At 77.1% G+C, this 15,893-nt stretch carries 16 protein-coding genes; 6 read left to right on the forward strand and 10 right to left on the reverse strand.

The features are described from left to right. Positions 1–59: 59 nt before the first annotated feature. Complete coding sequence (locus ZF1_RS13065; RefSeq protein ID WP_476654868.1) at positions 60–1,553, reverse strand: CoA-acylating methylmalonate-semialdehyde dehydrogenase; 1,494 nt, start codon at positions 1,551–1,553, stop codon at positions 60–62. Between the two features lie 47 nt (positions 1,554–1,600). Next, positions 1,601–2,083 carry an Lrp/AsnC family transcriptional regulator gene (locus tag ZF1_RS13070; protein WP_100877935.1) on the reverse strand — a complete coding sequence of 161 codons (483 nt, stop codon included), beginning with the start codon at positions 2,081–2,083 and terminating at the stop codon, positions 1,601–1,603. 81 nt (positions 2,084–2,164) lie between these two features. Here ZF1_RS13070 and ZF1_RS13075 point away from each other — a divergent pair, with 81 nt between their 5' ends. Beyond that, positions 2,165–2,785 (forward strand): LysE family translocator, encoded by a 621-nt coding sequence (locus ZF1_RS13075; protein ID WP_482637367.1) that lies wholly within the window; start codon positions 2,165–2,167, stop codon positions 2,783–2,785. 30 nt (positions 2,786–2,815) lie between these two features. Beyond that, the gene (locus ZF1_RS13080; RefSeq protein ID WP_208823552.1) at positions 2,816–3,379 is read left to right on the forward strand and encodes a hypothetical protein; all 564 of its coding nucleotides are present in this window, start codon (positions 2,816–2,818) and stop codon (positions 3,377–3,379) included. Between the two features lie 283 nt (positions 3,380–3,662). Here ZF1_RS13080 and ZF1_RS13085 read toward each other — a convergent pair whose 3' ends face one another. The 4 genes from ZF1_RS13085 to ZF1_RS13100 form a co-directional block, all read right to left on the reverse strand. Continuing rightward, on the reverse strand, positions 3,663–4,463 hold the full coding sequence (locus ZF1_RS13085) for a glycosyltransferase family 2 protein (protein ID WP_482637368.1): 801 nt from the start codon (positions 4,461–4,463) through the stop codon (positions 3,663–3,665). Continuing rightward, positions 4,460–5,494: a glycosyltransferase gene (locus tag ZF1_RS13090; RefSeq protein WP_482637369.1), complete on the reverse strand. Its 1,035-nt coding sequence runs from the start codon at positions 5,492–5,494 to the stop codon at positions 4,460–4,462. The genes ZF1_RS13085 and ZF1_RS13090 overlap by 4 nt, the downstream gene beginning before the upstream one ends. Beyond that, positions 5,491–6,585 (reverse strand): glycosyltransferase, encoded by a 1,095-nt coding sequence (locus tag ZF1_RS13095; protein WP_482637370.1) that lies wholly within the window; start codon positions 6,583–6,585, stop codon positions 5,491–5,493. The genes ZF1_RS13090 and ZF1_RS13095 overlap by 4 nt, the downstream gene beginning before the upstream one ends. Positions 6,586–6,697: 112 nt before the next feature. Next, positions 6,698–7,600 (reverse strand): WcbI family polysaccharide biosynthesis putative acetyltransferase, encoded by a 903-nt coding sequence (locus ZF1_RS13100; RefSeq protein WP_482637371.1) that lies wholly within the window; start codon positions 7,598–7,600, stop codon positions 6,698–6,700. Positions 7,601–7,675: 75 nt separating this feature from the next. Here ZF1_RS13100 and ZF1_RS13105 point away from each other — a divergent pair, with 75 nt between their 5' ends. From ZF1_RS13105 to ZF1_RS13120, 4 genes are read left to right on the forward strand one after another with little or no spacing between them, the layout of a single operon-like run. After that, positions 7,676–8,689, forward strand: a complete 1,014-nt coding sequence (locus ZF1_RS13105) for a glycosyltransferase family protein (RefSeq protein WP_482637372.1) — start codon at positions 7,676–7,678, stop codon at positions 8,687–8,689. After that, on the forward strand, positions 8,686–9,645 hold the full coding sequence (locus ZF1_RS13110; protein WP_482637373.1) for a hypothetical protein: 960 nt from the start codon (positions 8,686–8,688) through the stop codon (positions 9,643–9,645). Before ZF1_RS13105 ends, ZF1_RS13110 begins: the two co-directional genes overlap by 4 nt. After that, positions 9,642–10,895 (forward strand): glycosyltransferase family 2 protein, encoded by a 1,254-nt coding sequence (locus ZF1_RS13115; RefSeq protein WP_482637374.1) that lies wholly within the window; start codon positions 9,642–9,644, stop codon positions 10,893–10,895. Before ZF1_RS13110 ends, ZF1_RS13115 begins: the two co-directional genes overlap by 4 nt. A gap of 45 nt (positions 10,896–10,940) precedes the next feature. Next, positions 10,941–11,867, forward strand: a complete 927-nt coding sequence (locus tag ZF1_RS13120; protein WP_482637375.1) for a hypothetical protein — start codon at positions 10,941–10,943, stop codon at positions 11,865–11,867. Between the two features lie 69 nt (positions 11,868–11,936). On the opposite strand, the gene ZF1_RS13125 is transcribed toward ZF1_RS13120, so the two are convergent. From ZF1_RS13125 to ZF1_RS13140, 4 genes are all read right to left on the reverse strand, one after another. Further along, complete coding sequence (locus ZF1_RS13125; protein ID WP_482637376.1) at positions 11,937–13,154, reverse strand: hypothetical protein; 1,218 nt, start codon at positions 13,152–13,154, stop codon at positions 11,937–11,939. Positions 13,155–13,324: 170 nt separating this feature from the next. Then, positions 13,325–14,299, reverse strand: coding sequence for a heme-dependent oxidative N-demethylase subunit alpha family protein (locus ZF1_RS13130; RefSeq protein ID WP_405417358.1), 975 nt, complete (start codon positions 14,297–14,299; stop codon positions 13,325–13,327). After that, the gene (locus ZF1_RS13135) at positions 14,296–15,234 is read right to left on the reverse strand and encodes a PDR/VanB family oxidoreductase (RefSeq protein ID WP_482637377.1); all 939 of its coding nucleotides are present in this window, start codon (positions 15,232–15,234) and stop codon (positions 14,296–14,298) included. Before ZF1_RS13135 ends, ZF1_RS13130 begins: the two co-directional genes overlap by 4 nt. Then, positions 15,231–15,767 carry a dimethylamine monooxygenase subunit DmmA family protein gene (locus ZF1_RS13140; RefSeq protein WP_405417354.1) on the reverse strand — a complete coding sequence of 179 codons (537 nt, stop codon included), beginning with the start codon at positions 15,765–15,767 and terminating at the stop codon, positions 15,231–15,233. Before ZF1_RS13140 ends, ZF1_RS13135 begins: the two co-directional genes overlap by 4 nt. Positions 15,768–15,893 lie beyond the last annotated feature (126 nt).

The following is a 15,893-nucleotide window of genomic DNA, read 5'->3' on the forward strand; positions in this document are numbered from 1 at the left end:
TGTGCGGCGCCCCGGTGCGCCGGTGCCGGGCGGCGTCGGGTGGCCGCCCGGCGGCCGGCTCAGCCGTTGCGCGGGAAGCCGAGGTTCACGCCCGCGTGGCTCGGGTCGAGCCAGCGGGTGGTGACGACTTTGCCCCGGGTGAAGAAGTGCACGCCCTCGGTGCCGTGCGCGTGGGTGTCGCCGAACAGCGAGTTCTTCCATCCGCCGAAGCTGTAGTAGGCCATCGGCACGGGCACCGGCACGTTGATGCCGATCATGCCGACCTCGACCTCGTTCTGGAAGCGGCGGGCGGCGCCGCCGTCGTTGGTGAAGATCGCGGTGCCGTTGCCGTAGGGGTTGGCGTTGATCAGCTCCACGGCGCGCGCGTAGGTCTCGACGCGCACCACCGACAGCACCGGGCCGAAGATCTCGTCGGTGTAGACGGTCATGTCGGTGCCGACGTGGTCGAGCAGGGTCGGGCCGACGAAGAAGCCGGACCCGTCGGCGTCGAACTCGCCCTGCCTGCCGTCGACGACGACGACGGCGCCCTCGGACTCGCCGGCGTCGATGTAGCCCGACACCCGCTCCTGGGCGGCGCGCGTGACCAGCGGGCCCATGTCGCAGGAGCGGCGGCCGTCGCCGGTGCGCAGGGCGCGGGCCCGGTCGGCGATCTTCGAGACCAGGGTGTCGGCGATGTCGCCGACGGCCACGAGCGCGGACACGGCCATGCAGCGCTCGCCCGCGGAGCCGAACCCGGCGTTGACCGCCTGGTCCGCGGCGAGGTCGAGGTCGGCGTCGGGCAGCACGACCATGTGGTTCTTCGCCCCGCCGAGCGCCTGGACGCGCTTGCCGTGTGCGGTGCCGGTCTCGTAGACGTGGCGGGCGATCGGGGTGGAGCCGACGAAGCTGATGGACTTGACGTCCGGGCTGGTCAGGAGCGCGTCGACGGCGGTCCTGTCGCCGTTGAGGACGTTGAACACGCCGTCGGGCAGGCCGGCCTCGGACCACAGCTCGGCGATCCAGAGCGCGGCGGAGGGCACCTTCTCCGAGGGCTTGAGCACCACGGTGTTGCCGGTGGCGATCGCGACCGGGAAGAACCACATCGGGACCATCGCCGGGAAGTTGAACGGGCTGATGATCCCGACGACGCCCAGCGGCTGGCGGACCGAGTGCACGTCGACGCCGGTGGAGGCGTTCTCGGTCGCCGAGCCCTTGAGCAGGTGCGGCATCCCGCAGGCGAACTCGACGACCTCCTGGCCGCGCGCGACCTCGCCCGCGGCGTCGGAGAGCACCTTGCCGTGCTCGGCGGTGATCAGCGCGGCCAGCTCCGGTGCGCGGGCGTCGAGCAGCTCGCGGAAGCGGAACAGGATCTGGGTGCGCCTGGCGAGCGAGGTGTCGCGCCAGGCCGGGAACGCGGCCTTCGCGGCGGCGATCACCGCGGCGGCCTCGTCGGCGCTCGCGAGGGGCAGGTGCGCGGTGACCTCGCCGGTGGCGGGGTCGGTGACCTCGGACGTCCGCCCGGAGGTGCCCTCGACCCGCGCTCCCGCGACCCAGTGGTGGAGCGTCTTCTGCATCGTGCTCGTCATGATCGGCCCTTCTCAGCTGGTCGGGCGCCAGCGTCTCACCCGGCCCGGCCGGGGGCGAGCCCGTGCTCCAGCGGCAGCCCCCGGTCGGCGACGACGTCCTTCATGACCAGCGTCGAGGACAGCCGCTGCACCCCGGGCAGGGTGGTGAGGCGCTCGTCGTAGAGCCGCTGGAACGCGGGCAGGTCCCGGGTGATGATCCGCAGCAGGTAGTCCGGGTCGCCGAACAGCCGCTGGGCGGCGACGACCTGCTCGATGTCCTCGACGGCCGACTCGAACGCCTGCACCGTGTCCTGCACGGCTTCGTGCATGGTCACGAACACCAGGGCGTCGAAGCCCAGGCCGAGCCGGTGCGCGTCGAGGTGGGCGCGGTAGCCCGCGATCGCCCCGGAGGACTCCAGGGCACGCAGCCTGCGGTGGCACGGCGACACCGACAGCCGCACCCGTTCGGCCAGCTCGGTGACGGTCAGACGGCCGTCGGCCTGCAGCTCGGCAAGAATCTTCCGGTCGATCGCGTCCACGGACAGAATTCTTGCACCATCCGGAGCGTATGGTGGAATCATCGGGAACACCTGTCGGCGCATCCTGCCTAGCGTCGGGGCATGCCGATCGGAAGCGTGCTGGGGTTCTCCGGCCTGTCGTTGCTGCTGGTCCTCACACCCGGCGCGGACTGGGCGTACATGATCCGCGCGGGGCTGCGCGGGCGGACGGTGCTGCCGTCGCTGGCGGGTCTGCTCAGCGGGCACCTGGCGCTCGCCGCGCTCGTCGCGGCGGGGATCGCGGCGGTCGTCGCGCGCCGGCCGGAGGCCCTCACCGTGCTCACCGCCGTCGGTGCCGCCTACCTGCTGGTGCTCGGCGCGACGACGCTCCTCCGCCCGGCCGGCCCCGCCGCCGCGGCCGTGGACCGCGGCGGGTCCGGGCTCGGCGACCTGGTCCGCGGCGCCGGGGTCAGCGGGCTCAACCCGAAGGCGTTGCTGCTGTTCCTGGCGCTGCTGCCGCAGTTCACCGACCCCGCCGCCGCGGTCCCCGTCGGCGGGCAGATCCTCCTGCTCGGCCTCGTGCACGTGCTGGGCTGCGCCCTCGTCTACACCGGCGTGGGCGTCGGCGCCCGCACCGTCCTGGCCGCGCGGCCCGCCGCGGCGCGCGTCGTGTCCCGGGTCGCGGGCGCCGCGATGGTGACCCTCGGCGCCGTCCTGCTGGCGTCCCAGCTCATTACGGTGTAATCCTGTAATCATCGATGCAGGAGGTGCGCGATGACAGGACGAGGACGCGGACGGGGCGGCTGGCAGCAGGCCGACCTCCCCCCGGCCGACGACGCCGCGGCGTGGTTCACCGGACGGCTGCCCGACGGGTGGTTCACCGGCGCGCCGGAGGTGACGGTCGACCGGGACGAGATCGTCGTGGTGGGGGAGCTGCCCTCGCCGGGCGGCGACCACCCCGACACCGATGCGGGGCGTGCGGACGCCGCGGCCGCCGAGACCGGGCGGATCTCGCGGTTCCGCGAGGAGACCCGGGACCGGCGGATCGAGATCGCCCGCGAGGCCGAGAGCCGCTACCGGCGCAAGGTCGCCTGGGGCGCGCGGATCGGCGGGACGCGCGAGCTGTTCACGACGATCTCGGTGCCGGTGATGACCCGGCTGCGCCAGCCCGAGCGGGCGGTGCTCGACACCCTCGTCGACGCCGGCGTGGCCCGGTCCCGGTCGGACGCGCTGGCCTGGTCGGTGCGGCTGGTCGGCCGGCACGCCGACGAGTGGCTGACCGAGCTGCGCGAGGCGATGGGACGGGTGGAGGAGCTGCGCTCCCGGGGCCCGGAGTGACCCCGCGCTGAGACGGTCGGCCGCTGCCGCTCGCCCGGACGTCGCGGCGGCTGCGGCCGTCCGTCGCAGCCGCGGGGCCGCCCGTCCCCTCGACCCGTCCGGTCGCGTGTGAGGGCGGTGCCGGCGGGACACCTCCCGGTCATGTCGATCCTCGCGTGCGCACACCGGGCCCTGACCCGCCGTGCGCGGCCGGGCCGGGCGTCGGACCTGTGCTACTCGTGCATGCGCCCGGTGCAGTTCTGCGCCTGCCCGCCCCGCACCGCCCGCTGAGACCCGGCCGGTCTCATCCGACCCGCAGCACGTCACGCCGCGGGTCGAAATCGACCGCGCCCGTCGCGTGCAGCTCGCGCAGCCAGCCCGCCATGGGCCACCACCCCCAGCGGTCGTGGAACAGCCGGGCGTTGGCGACGATCTCGGCGATCCGGGCCGGGTCGGTCCGGGCCGGCGGATGGTGCTGGTGGTACGCGTGCGCCCCGCCCACCCACACCAGGTCCAGCCCGCAGGAGAGCGCGAAGTCGGTGTCCTCGCCGCCGTAGCCGGCGTAGTCCTCGCAGAACCCGCCGCCGGCCCGCCACGCGTCGGCGGTGACGGCGAACGACAGCGACCAGAACAGCTCCCGGCGCGGCTCGGCGACCAGCGCCCCGTCGGCCGGCGCCGGGCGCGCCGGGTGCGGGTCGGTGTGGTGGTGCAGGTCCCGCTCCGGCAGCACCCCCGCCGGCAGGTAGGTGACCGGCCCGCACAGCAGCGCGTCCGGGCGTCGTGCCGCGGCGCGGAGGTAGCCGTCGACCAGGCCGTCCCCGGGCAGGCAGTCGACGTCGAGGAACACCAGCAGCGTCGCCCCGCCGGCGAGCGCGGCGCCCGCCCCGGCGTTGCGCGCCGCCGCCAGCGGCAAGGGCCCCGGCGCGGGCACGGTGAGCACCCGGGTCGGCGGGCCCGCACCGTCGGTGGCGGGCTCCGCACCCATCCCGACGACGACGTGGGTCACCGGCGGTCCCGCGGCGAGCGCCCGGCGCTGGCGGGCGAGGTGGCCGGCGCGGCCGCGGACCACGGTGACCACGGCGACCCGCGCTCCGGGCGCGCTCACCCGGCGATCCCGTCGAGCACCGCGGCCGCGCGTTCCGCGGCCCGCCCGTCGGACCAGCGCGACCAGCCCGCCCCGCCGCGGGACACCGCCTCGTCGAGCACCCCGGGCCAGTCGGCCGGTGCGGGCCAGCGGTCGCGGACCGTGGCGAGCCCGGCCGCCCGCAGCACCGCGCCGGTGGCCACCTGCTCGCCGTAGGGACGCTCGGCCGGGACGATGACGGCGGCGCGGCGGGCGGCGGCGATCTCGGCGACGACGTTCTGCCCGGCGTGCCCGACGACGACGTCGGCGTCCTGCAGCTCGGCCCACACCTCGCCCGTCCACCCGGCGCAGGCGAGGTTCGGCGGGGCGTCGCGCAGCGCGCCGGTCAGGCCGCCGGCGACCCGCCAGGTCCAGTCCGGGGTGGCGGACGCCGCGGCGGCGAGTGCGGCCGGGTCGGCGCCGCCGTCGCCGCCGCCGGTCAGGACCAGCACCCGGCGACGGCCCGGACCCGGGCGGGCGGTGCGGTCGTCGTAGCGGGACAGGCCGCCCAGGTGCAACGTCCGGCCGCTCAGCTCCGGGCGCCACGGCCGCGGCGGGTCGGCGGGCCACGGCGCGAGCAGGACCTCCGCCAGGTCGTAGACGGTGCGGTGCGCCCGGTCGAGCCGTTCCCCGGGCTGCGCGACGACGGCGACCGGCACCCCGTGCAGCCGGGCCAGCAGCGCGATCTCCACCGACACGTCGGCGACGAGCAGCCGGGCCGGGCCCGCGGCGAGCAGCGCCGAGACCGCGGCGGTCCGGGCGCGCAGACCGTCGTGGTGGCGGGGCACCCAGTGCAGCGTCCCGCCCGCGGTCACGTCGGCCGTGTCGCCGTCGCCGGTGTCGCCGCCGCCGGTGTCGAGGGGCAGCTCGTGCCAGGCGCCGGGCCAGCCGTGCGGGGCGGGCCGGGACCCGACCCCGACGACCGGGGTGCGGCAGTGCGCGGCGATCGCGGCGGCGCGGTGGGCGTGCCCGCTGCCGTGGTGGTGCACGTAGTAGACGATCGTGCCGGTCATGCCGCGGCCAGCGCCCGGTACAGCCGCTCGTAGCCGTCGATCATCACCTCGGCCGAGCAGGTCGCCTCGGCGTGCCTGCGGGCGTCGGTGCGCGAGAGCAGCGATGCCGCGCGGATCGCCTCGGCCAGCGCCTCGACGTCGCCGGGCTCGGCCAGCACCCCGCTGAGCGGATCGACGATCTCCGGCAGCGCACCCCGGGCGAACCCGGCGATCGGGGTGCCGCACGCCAGCGCCTCGGCGACGACCAGGCCGTAGGGCTCGTCCCAGCACGGCGACACCACGGCGACGGTCGCGTCCCCGACCAGGCGGGCCAGCGCCCGGTGGTCGAGGTGGCCGACGTAGTCGACGCCGTCGCCGAGCAGCGGGGCGACGCAGGAGTCGAAGAACGCCCGGTCCGGGCACGGCCCGGCCAGGCGCAGCCCGGTCCCGGCCAGCCGCGCCGCCCGGATCGCCTCCACCGGGCCCTTCTCCGGGACGACGCGGCCCGACCACACCGGGACCCCACCGCCCGGCCCGTACTCCCAGGCCGTGGTGTCGACCCCGTTGCGGACCACCGTCGCGCGGGCACCGGTCGGCGCCCAGGCGCGCGCGGTGTGCGCGCTGACCGCGGCGAACCGCAGCCGCTGCGGGTCGCCGAGCCGCACCGCGGACTCCATCCACGGCGTCGGCGGGGTGTGCAGCGTGGTCAGGACGGGCGCGTCGAGGGTGTCGGCCAGCGCCAGCGGCAGGTAGTGCAGGGAGTTGTTGTGCACCACGTCGTAGCGGCCGCGTTCGCGCGAGAGCGCCAGCAGCAGCTCCAGGTAGGAGTGGTGCTCGGCGAGGAACCACTCCGGCGGCATGCCGACGTCGCTGCGGGCGGCACCCGAGATCGGGGGCAGCACCGCCATCTCCCGCACCCGCAGTCCGGGGTCGGAACCGGGCGCGCCGAAGACGGTCACGTCGTGACCGCGGCGTCGCAGCCGGGACGCGAGCCCGGCGGTGTGCGCCTCGAGCCCTCCCGGGAACGGTTCACGGATCGGGTAGCGGGCGGAGGCGATGAGGGCGATCCGGGCGGTCACCGGTGGAAGGCGGGCGGGGTCATGGGTCGACACGCTCCGAGGCTCGTAGGGCGGAACCGTGCGAGCTGGCGGCTGAACCCGGACGTTCCACCGATCATGCGGTGCCCCGGGCCCCCCCACAACTCGACCTTGGGCCCCGGCCCGGCTACAGCCCCAGCAGCTCCAGCGTGTCGGCGTGCCGGGCCAGCCCGGCGTCCACCCATTCGGGGTGCGTGGCGTACCAGGCCCGTTGCGCGGCGGCGACCTCGTCCTCGCCGATCGCCCGGTCGGCGACGCACCAGTGCGGGCGCGGCGGCGTGTCCAGCCCGAGGGCGTCGACGACGTCGGCGCGCAGCGGGGACCGGATCCCGCCGAGCAGGGTGCGTCCGGGGTCACACACGACGCCCGGCATCCCGGCGGCGTCGAGGATCCGCCCGGCGAGCAGCATCAGCACCCCGTTGCCGGGGTGGTTGAGGGTGTGCGCGGCCGCCGCCCCGAACCCGGCGATCGCGTCGGACACCCCCGCGTCGGTGTCCCGGGCCTCCCGCCGGGCGAGCTCGGCGACCCCGCGGCGGCCCACCTCGCGCAACGCCTCCGGCGTCGGCGGCGGCCCCGGCGCGCGTCCCGCGGCGGCCGCGAGGGCCCGCAGGTCGTGGTAGGGCACCCCCGGCGGGACGGCGGCCGGGTCGGCCGCGTGGCGCACGATCGCCGACCACGGGTGCAGCGCGGGATGGCGGATCACCGGCCAGCGCACGACGACCGCCCCCGGCGCCAGCCCGGCGGCGACCTGGGCGGTGCCCAGGGGCAGGTCGCGGTAGTCGTCGCGGACCGGCTGGGACGCCAGCAGCCGGGTCCGGGACAGCAGCCGGCGCAGGTGGGGCAGGTCGTCGGCGGTGAGCTCGTGCACCGGCGGGATGCGCACGGGGGTGACCGGCAGGCCGTCGACGCCGGCGAGCAGCACCCGGACCGACTCGGCCTGGCAGTTGCCCCACACCAGGGCGAGCGGTCCCGGCGGCGGGGCCTCGAGGCCGTAGAGGACGCCGTAGTGGCGGCGGCGCGGATCGGTCACCCGGTCATCGTGACCCGTGCGGTTGATCAGCGCCCGGACGGGCATCCCGGGGGACCCGAGGAGAGGAGCCGTCGCGTGCGCGTGGCGTCCGTGCCCACCGCCCATCCCTACGTGGCGTCGCTGCACCACCCCGAGGTGGTCCGGCTCCCGGACCCGCCGGTCCCGGGTGCCCGTCCGGGGGTGTGGTGGCCCTCGCCGTGGCTCGACGCCGACCATCTGCGCGCGCACGCCGCGGACGTCGACCTGCTGCACGTGCACTTCGGCTTCGACGACCGCACCCCCGACCAGCTCCGCGCACTCGTCGCGGCACTGGGGGAGACGGGTGTCCCGCTGGTGCTGACCGTGCACGACCTGCGCAACCCGCACCACGCCGACCCCGCGCCGCACGCCGCGGCCCTCGACGTGCTGGTACCGGCCGCCGCCGGGCTCGTCACGCTGACCCCGGGGGCCGCCGCGCGGATCCGGCAACGCTGGGGCCGCGAGGCTCTGGTGCTGGGGCACCCGGCCGTCGTCGGGCCGGAGTGGCTGCGCCGTCCCCGGCCCCGCCGCGCCGACGGGTTCGTCGTCGGTCTGCACGCCAAGAGCCACCGCACCAACGCCGACCCGGTCGGGGTGGCCCGCGCGCTCGCCGCGACCGCCCCGCCCGACGTCCGGCTGCGGGTCGACGCGCACGACGACGCGCGTGGCCGCGCCGTGGCGCACGCGCTGCGCGACGAGCCCCGCCTCGAGCTGCGGGTGCACCCCCCGTTCGACGACGACGCCCTCCACACCTACCTCCAGGAGCTCGACGTGTCGGTGCTCCCGTACCGGTGGGGGACCCATTCCGGCTGGCTGGAGGCCTGTCACGACCTCGGCACGACCGCGCTGGTGCCCGACGTCGGACACTTCCGGGAGCAGGCGCCCTGCCTGACCTACACCCTCACCGACGACGGCCCCGACCGCGCCTCGCTCGGCGCCGCCGTCGCACTGGCGCACCGGACCCGTCCGGCCTGGCGGGCCGACCCCGGCGACCGGGAACGGCGCCGCGCCGAGGTCGCCGACGCCCACGCCCGCGAGTACCGCCGCGTCCTGGCCGGGGTGGCGCGGTGACCGTCACCGTGCGGGTCGTCGCGCCCGGGGCGTCCGGGCACGGCGTGGTCCGGCACGCCGCCGCCGTCGCCGCCGCGGTGGTCGCCGACGGCGTGGTCCCGGTCGGTTCCGGCCAGGCCGACCTCACCCACGCCCAGTTCACCGACGCGCTGTGGGGTGCCGGGGTCGCCGCGGCCGCCGACGCCTTCGTCGAGCAGGTGGAGGTCCTGCCAAGGCCGCTCGTCGTGACCCTGCACGACCTGCCCGGCGCCGACCCCGACCCGGCCCGCGACGTCCGCCGGTCCGCCGGCTACCGGCGCGTGGTCGCCGTCGCCGACGCGGTCGTCGTGTCCGCGGGGCACGAGGCCGACAAGGCCCGCGCGCTCGGCGCGGCCGACCCGGTGACCGTGGCGCTGCCGCTGCCGGTCGTCGTTCCCGCCGAGCAGGCCCCGGGCTGGGCGGGGCGCCCCACGCTCGGCGTGCTCGGGTTCGTCTACCCCGGCAAGGGGCACGAGGCCGTGATCGACGCGGCGGCGGCGCACCCGGACCGGCCCGCGGTCGTCGCCGCGGGGGCGGTGTCCGACGGGCACGACGAGCTCGCCCGGTCCCTCGCCGGGTACGCCCGGTCCCGCGGGGTGGACTGGATCCTCACCGGACACCTGGAGCCGGCGGCGCTCGCCGCGGCCGCGGCGGCGGTCACCGTCCCGGTCGCGCCGAGCCGCACCGTCAGTGCCAGTGGCTCGCTGCTGGCGTGGCTGGCCCACGGCCGCTACCCGCTGGCCGCGGCCGGTGCCTACGCCCTCGAGGTCGACGCCGCGGCCCCGGGCGCGGTGGCGCTCTACGACGACGACACCCGCCGCGACGCCCTCGTCGCCGACGCCCTGACACGGCCCGGCGCGACCCGCGGCCCGGTCCCGGACTGGCCGGACGCCGGGGCCGGGCACGCCGCCCTCTACCGGAGGATGGTCGCCCGGTGAGCGTGCCGGGGAACCGCTGGGACCTGCTCGCGCCGCACATCGGGCCGCCGCCGTCGGTGGGGGTGGTGGTGTGCCACTACCGGCAGCCCGCACAGCTGGCCCGCACCGTCGCCGCGCTGCAGACGCAGACCCGACCGCCGGTGTCGGTGGTCGTCGCCGACGACGGGTCCCCGGAGCCGCCCGACCCGGCCGCGCTCGCGGGGCCGGTCCCGGTGCGGGTGGTGACCCAGGACGACCGCGGGTTCCGCGCCGCCGCCGCGCGCAACCGCGGCGCCGCGCAGGTCGAGGGTGACGTCCTGGTGTTCCTCGACGCCGACTCCGTCCCCGGGCCCGGCTTCGTCGCGGCGCTCACCGCGCGGATCGCGGCCTGCCCGGACGTGCTCGCCGTCGGGCGTCGCCGGCACGCGGACCTGTCCGGCACCGACCCCGGCGACGACCCGGCGGCCGCGCCGCAGCTGCCCGACCCGGCCTGGCTCGCCGACGGCTACTGCCGCACCCGCGACCTGCTCGACGCGTCGGGCACGGACTGGCAGCTGGTCATCAGCGCCGTGCTCGCCCTGCACCGCAGCCTGTTCGACGACCTCGGCGGCTTCGACGAGCGCTACGTCGGCTACGGCGGCGAGGACTGGGACCTGGCCTACCGGGCCTGGAACAACGGTGCGCTGCTCGTCCACGAACCGGCCGCGGTGGCCTGGCACGACGGCCCCGACTGGGGTGGCCGCCCGGAGGACCACGACGCCGTCGGCGGTGGCAAGGACGGCGAACGCATCCGGATCGCCGCGCTCGTCCCCGACCCCGGCGTGCGCGGCGCACCGCTGCCCGGCGCGGTTCCGGACGTGCTCGCCACCGTCGACGGGGACGCGCACGGGTGGGAGCTGGTGGAGATCGTCGACGCGGTGCTGAACCAGACCCATCGCGACGTCCGGGTCCGGCTGCCGGGCGGCGACCCGCGGCTCGACGAGCTCTACCGCGGCGTCGCCGACACCGGCCCGTGGAGCCCCGACCGGCTGCGCCGCGCCCGGGCCCGGCTGCACGTCCACGCGCCGCTCCCGCCCGACGCGCTGGCCCGTGCCATGGACCTGCTCACCGGCCACGACCTCGGCCGCGTCGGGATCGCCGGTCCGGACGGGCGGACCCTGGCCGTACTCGTCTCCACCCGGGCGGCGGGCCGGGCCCGGCGCGGGCGGGTCGACGACGCCGTCGCCCAGCACCGGGAGGGCGTCGCGACCCTGCTCGCCGGGATGCCGTAGCCCTACGGAGGCCCGACCGCCCCGGATGGCCCTAGCCTCGCCGGCATGACCGCACCCGCTGCCTCCCCGGTCCGCGGGGCCCGCCGCGCGATGATCGTCGCGGTGGTCGCCTCGCTGCTCGTCGCCTCGCTCTGCGGGATCGTCGCCCTGCTCGGCGGTGGCTTCGGTGACCTGCAGGCCCGGATCGTCGCGACCACCCTGATCGTCGCCGCGTTCGGCACCTCGGCGCTCTGCCACCTCGCCGTCGTCACCCGTGCCGTGCGGGCCCTCGGGTTCGCCGGCCTGGCGGCGAGCGTCGTCGCCGCGGGAGCCGCGCTGTGGCTGGTCTGGGGCGGCGACGGGCTCCTCGAGGGCGACGGCGACGGCTCGGTGCTGAAGAGCCTGCTGGTGGCGACGATCGTCGCGATCAGCCTGGCACACGCGAACCTGCTCCTCCTGCTCGCCGAGCGGCGCCGCACCGTGATCCGTGCGGGCCTCGGGCTGACGCTGGCCGCGATCGCCGTCGTCGCGACGATGCTGGCGCTGCCGGTGATCACCGACGGCGAGGTCGGCGACAGCGAGTGGTACTGGCGCTGGTTCGGCGTCGCGGGGATCGTCGACGCGCTCGGCACCATCGCCCTGCCGGTGCTGGCCCTGGTCCTGCGCGGCCGGGGGCACGAGCCCGCCGCCACCGGGGCCCGGCCCGCGTCCGACGGGAACACGGCCACGCGGGCCGCGGCCCACGGCACCGCGTCGGCCGGTGCGCGGGCCGACGCGGCGGAGCCGGCGGCACCCACGGCCGCGGTGACGGGTTCCGACGGCGCCGGGGGCGACGGTGTCGGCAGCCCGAGCACGACGTCGGACGTGGCGCCGGTCCGGATCGTGCTCGACCTGCCCGCGGACCTGGTCGCCCGGCTCGACGCCGCCGCGGACGGGCAGGCGCGGGACGCCGCGGCGCTGCGCGTCCTGCGGAACGCCCTCGTCCAGGGCTGACCCGCCGGATCCACGCCGGTTCCGGGTGCACCGCACCGCACTGCGGCCCCGGCGCGTCGCCGGTGGGGGTCAGGCCGGGGTGTCCCTGCCGCGGTCACCGTCGTCGGCCCGGTCCAGCCGCGCCCGCCGCTCCTGCTCCCGGCGGCTGTACGCGGCCTGGCGGACCGCGCCGTCGTCGGCGAACCCGGAACCCAGTGCCCCGGCGACCGTCCCCATGGACGTCGACAGCCAGGCGATCATGATCCAGTCGTCCGGACCGGACTCGCGCATCAGGGTCGAGGCGAGGTAGTCCGGCGGGATGACGAGGACCGCCGCGACCAGGGCCAGGACGAACAGCAGCGCGAACATCACCAGCACCCCGCACCCCACGGTGATCACCGTCGAGAGGTTCGACAGCAGCATCTCCTCGCGCAGCGAGCGGTGTCGCCGCGACTCCCACAGCCGGTTGTCGAGGATCAGCCACGCGGTCATCCCGACCAGGGCGATCAGCATGACCGTCACCTGCCGGGCGGTCCCGAGCGCGGTCGCCAGCTCCCAGATGTTGGAGTAGAAGATCCCGAACGCCGCCCCGGCCGCTGCCGCGGCGATGGCGGGGGACAGGCTCGGCACCAGCCGCCACGGACGGTTCGCGCGGACCATCCCGGCCAGCAGCCGGACCCGCCCGCGGAGCCCGGTCAGCGCGAGGCGGACGTCGATGTCGTCCTCCACCCCGCCGCTGCCGGCATCGGAGTCGTCCGCGCGCACCCGATCGCGGTCGCGGTCCTGGTCGCGGTCCTGGTGGCGGTGGTCGCCGTCGGTTCCGGCGCGGGTCCCCGGGTCGATCCGGGTCAGTGGCCCCGCATGACCGGCGTCCGGCGCTCCGCTCCCCTCGGCGCCCGCGCGGTCGGGGGGCACCAGGTGCCCGGTCACGAGACGGACCACCGTGTCGCGGCACCGCCGGTACTGGTTGATCGCGCCCAGCGCGGGCAGCGACACCAGGCCCACCCGGTGCCCGGTCCCGCCGTCGGCGACGACCGGGTCCGCCCCGGATCGGCGCGGCAGGTCGGTGAGCAGCACGACGGCGTCGGCGCCGTCCCGCTCGCGCACCCGGTCGCCGATGTCGAGGGCGGGCAGCGCGCCGCGCTCGTCCAGGACGATCGGCTCGTCGGCGAGGCGGACCTCCCAGCGGGCGTCGTCGTGCTCCTCGAGCGCGGCGGGCAGGTCGCGGACGAGCCGGTGGGCGAGCTCGGTCGGCAGCCCGGGGTCGGCGACGAGGTCGAGCACGGTGGTACGGGTCGCGTCGGTCACGGCGCGCGAGGCTAGTTGCTGTCGGTCGCGGTCGGGTGGTGGGCGGTCGGGCGGTGCGGTCTCCCGCTCGAACGTGTGCTCGTACCGGTGCGGACGAGGGGCCCGGCTGCCCGGGGCGGGTCGGGAGGGGGACGGGGCTGTGGGGCCGCCACCGCCACCGATGGTGCCGGTCAGGACCCGGCGCGCAACCACCCCGCGGCGATCGAGGCCAGCGGCTCCAGCTCCTTGTACTCCGCGACCTCCGGGGGCAGCGTCTCCAGGACCGACGCGAGGCGCTCGCGCCAGGCCGGTACCCGCGCGACCTCGTCGAGCGGCAGCAGGCGGACATCGATCAGGAACAGCACCGCGCCGGTCAGCGGCAGCCGCACCAGGTGCTGCACCTCGGTGCGCAGGTGGATCTGCCGGCCGGGGTCGGTGAGGTCGAGCCGGGCCCGGGCGGGCTGCCACAGCGGGGCGGCGTCGAGGGACAGGTCACGGCGGTCGTCGGGCTGCAGCCCCCAGTTCAGACGGCGGTAGGCCTCGCCGGGGTGCAGGTGCAGCAGGAAGCGTTCGGCGCGCTCGAACACCCCGCCGGGACCGTTGCCGGGGACCGGGCCGTGCAGCTCCCGGAAGCTCATGCCGGCGTCGAACCCGAGCGACCAGACCGAGGCGAACGCGACGGCACCGGCGTCGAGCCACAGCGCGTCGTCGCGGGCGCCGAGCACCACCACGTCCTCCGCGACGAGCCGGGACACCCAGCGCAACGGGTGCTCGGGCAGGGTGGCGTCGTCGCCGAACACGAACTCCTGGTCGGTGCCGGTGGCCGCGTCACGGAACCGCCAACCGCCCGTTCCGCCGGTCCGGCCGGGGGTGCGGGTCAGGGTGCAGGTGCCGGGCTGCTCGGCAGCGAGGCGCCCGAGCAGGTACAGGCAGGCGTCCCAGCAGGACGCGCGGGCGTGCGGCGCGGCGACGAAGCGCGCGGGTCCACGGTCCAGGATCGACGCGCGCTGGGCGGCGACGGCGGGACGGTCCGGGCCGTCGTGCACGATCCGCGCGCCCCAGGAGCCGGCCTCGGTACGGCGCTCCACCCCGGCCGGCTCGACGTTCGCGCTGATCCGGTAGGTCGGGTGCGGCAGCGGGAACGGGTAGTCGTCGACGCCGGTCACAGGTCCAGCTCCAGTGCCGTCCCGGCGGCGCGGGACACGCAGAGCGCCATCCGGTCGGCGCGCTCGTCGGCGGTCAGGACCGTGTCGCGGTGCTCCACCCGGCCGTCGACGACGGGTGTCACGCACTCGCCGCAGACCCCGCGCCGGCACATCGCGGGCGCGGCGACCCCGGCGCGGTGCACGGCGTCGAGCAGGGTCTCGCGGGCACCGACCTCGACCGTGCGGCCGCTGCGGCGCAGCACCGCACGGAACGGGGTACCGGGCCCGGCTCCGGGGACGAACGCCTCGGCGTGGATGCGGGCGTCGACCCAGTGCGCGGCGCGGGCGGTCCGCGCGGCCGCGGCGATCAGACCGGGCGGGCCACAGGTGTGGACGTGGCTGCCGAACGGGGCCGTGGTCAGCAGCCGCTCCAGCGCGGCGTGGGCCTCGACGCGGCCGGTGGCCTCCACCAGCCGTTCCCCGCAGAGCGCGCGCAGCTCGTCGCGGTGTGGCGCGGGACCGGGGCGGTGGACGGTGAGCACCGTGAACGGGTTCCCCCAGAACGCGTGCCAGCGGGCGTGGGACAGGACCGCGGTCACCCCGATCCCGCCCGCGACGAGCAGGGGGTGGCGTGCGGTGTCGACCGGCGGGAACGAGCTGCGCGGCGTCGTCGCCACGACCGCGTCGCCCGGGGCGAGACCGTGCGCCCACACCGAGCCGCCGCGGGAGTCCGGGCGCCGGGCGACCGAGACGTGCCAGCGGTCGGGTGCGGGGGACGGCGCGGTCAGCGAGTAGGAGTTCCAGCGGCCCGGCGCCCACTCGACGCCGATGTGGCCGCCGGGCGGGGCCGCGGGCAGCGGCCCGGTCCCCGGTGCGGCGGCGAGCTCCAGGGAACGGACGCCGGGCGCGGCGTCGGTGACCGCGGCGACCCGCAGGTGCACGGCGGGCCGGGTCACGGCGCCCGCTCCGGGGTGGGCGCGCCGAGGAACGCCGCGAGCCGGCGCGAGTGGTGCCCGGCGACGTGCAGCACGAGCCGGCAGCCGGGGCAGGCCACGGCGTCCCCGACGTCGGCGTGCACGACGACGCGGTGGTGACAGTGTCCGCAGTGCACCGTCCGGTCCCGGGTGGAGCCGGTGACGTCGGTCGGGACCAGGACGAGCTCCTCGTCGAGGGCGCCCCGGTGCAGCGCCGCGGCGCGCACGGCCTGCACGACGGTCTCGGGGCCGGTGACCAGGATCCGGGTGCCGGTGACCAGCGTCGCGAGCTCCCGGTCCAGCAGGCCCGCCGCGTCCCCGCCGGTGGGCAGCCGGACCAGGCGGTCGGCGGGCCCGAGGTCGGGATCCGGCGCGGACCCGGCGACGACGACCAGGTGCGGGGCGTCGCCGCGGCCGGCCGGGCCGGCGTAGCGCGGCACCGTGGTCCGGCCCGGTGCGACGTGCGCGGACGGGGCGGCCGCGCCGGTGCGCAGCGGGCGGAGGGGATCGGCCATGACGGACGCGATGCTACGAGCGTCGGGTGAACGGCGGACGGCGCCCAGCGAATGCGCGGGTCGCCATTTCTGGTGACACTGGCGGGGAGTCGGTGACGATCTCGGCGCCGGCGCGATGCACTGCGT

Source organism: Pseudonocardia sp. ZF1 (assembly GCF_056835605.1).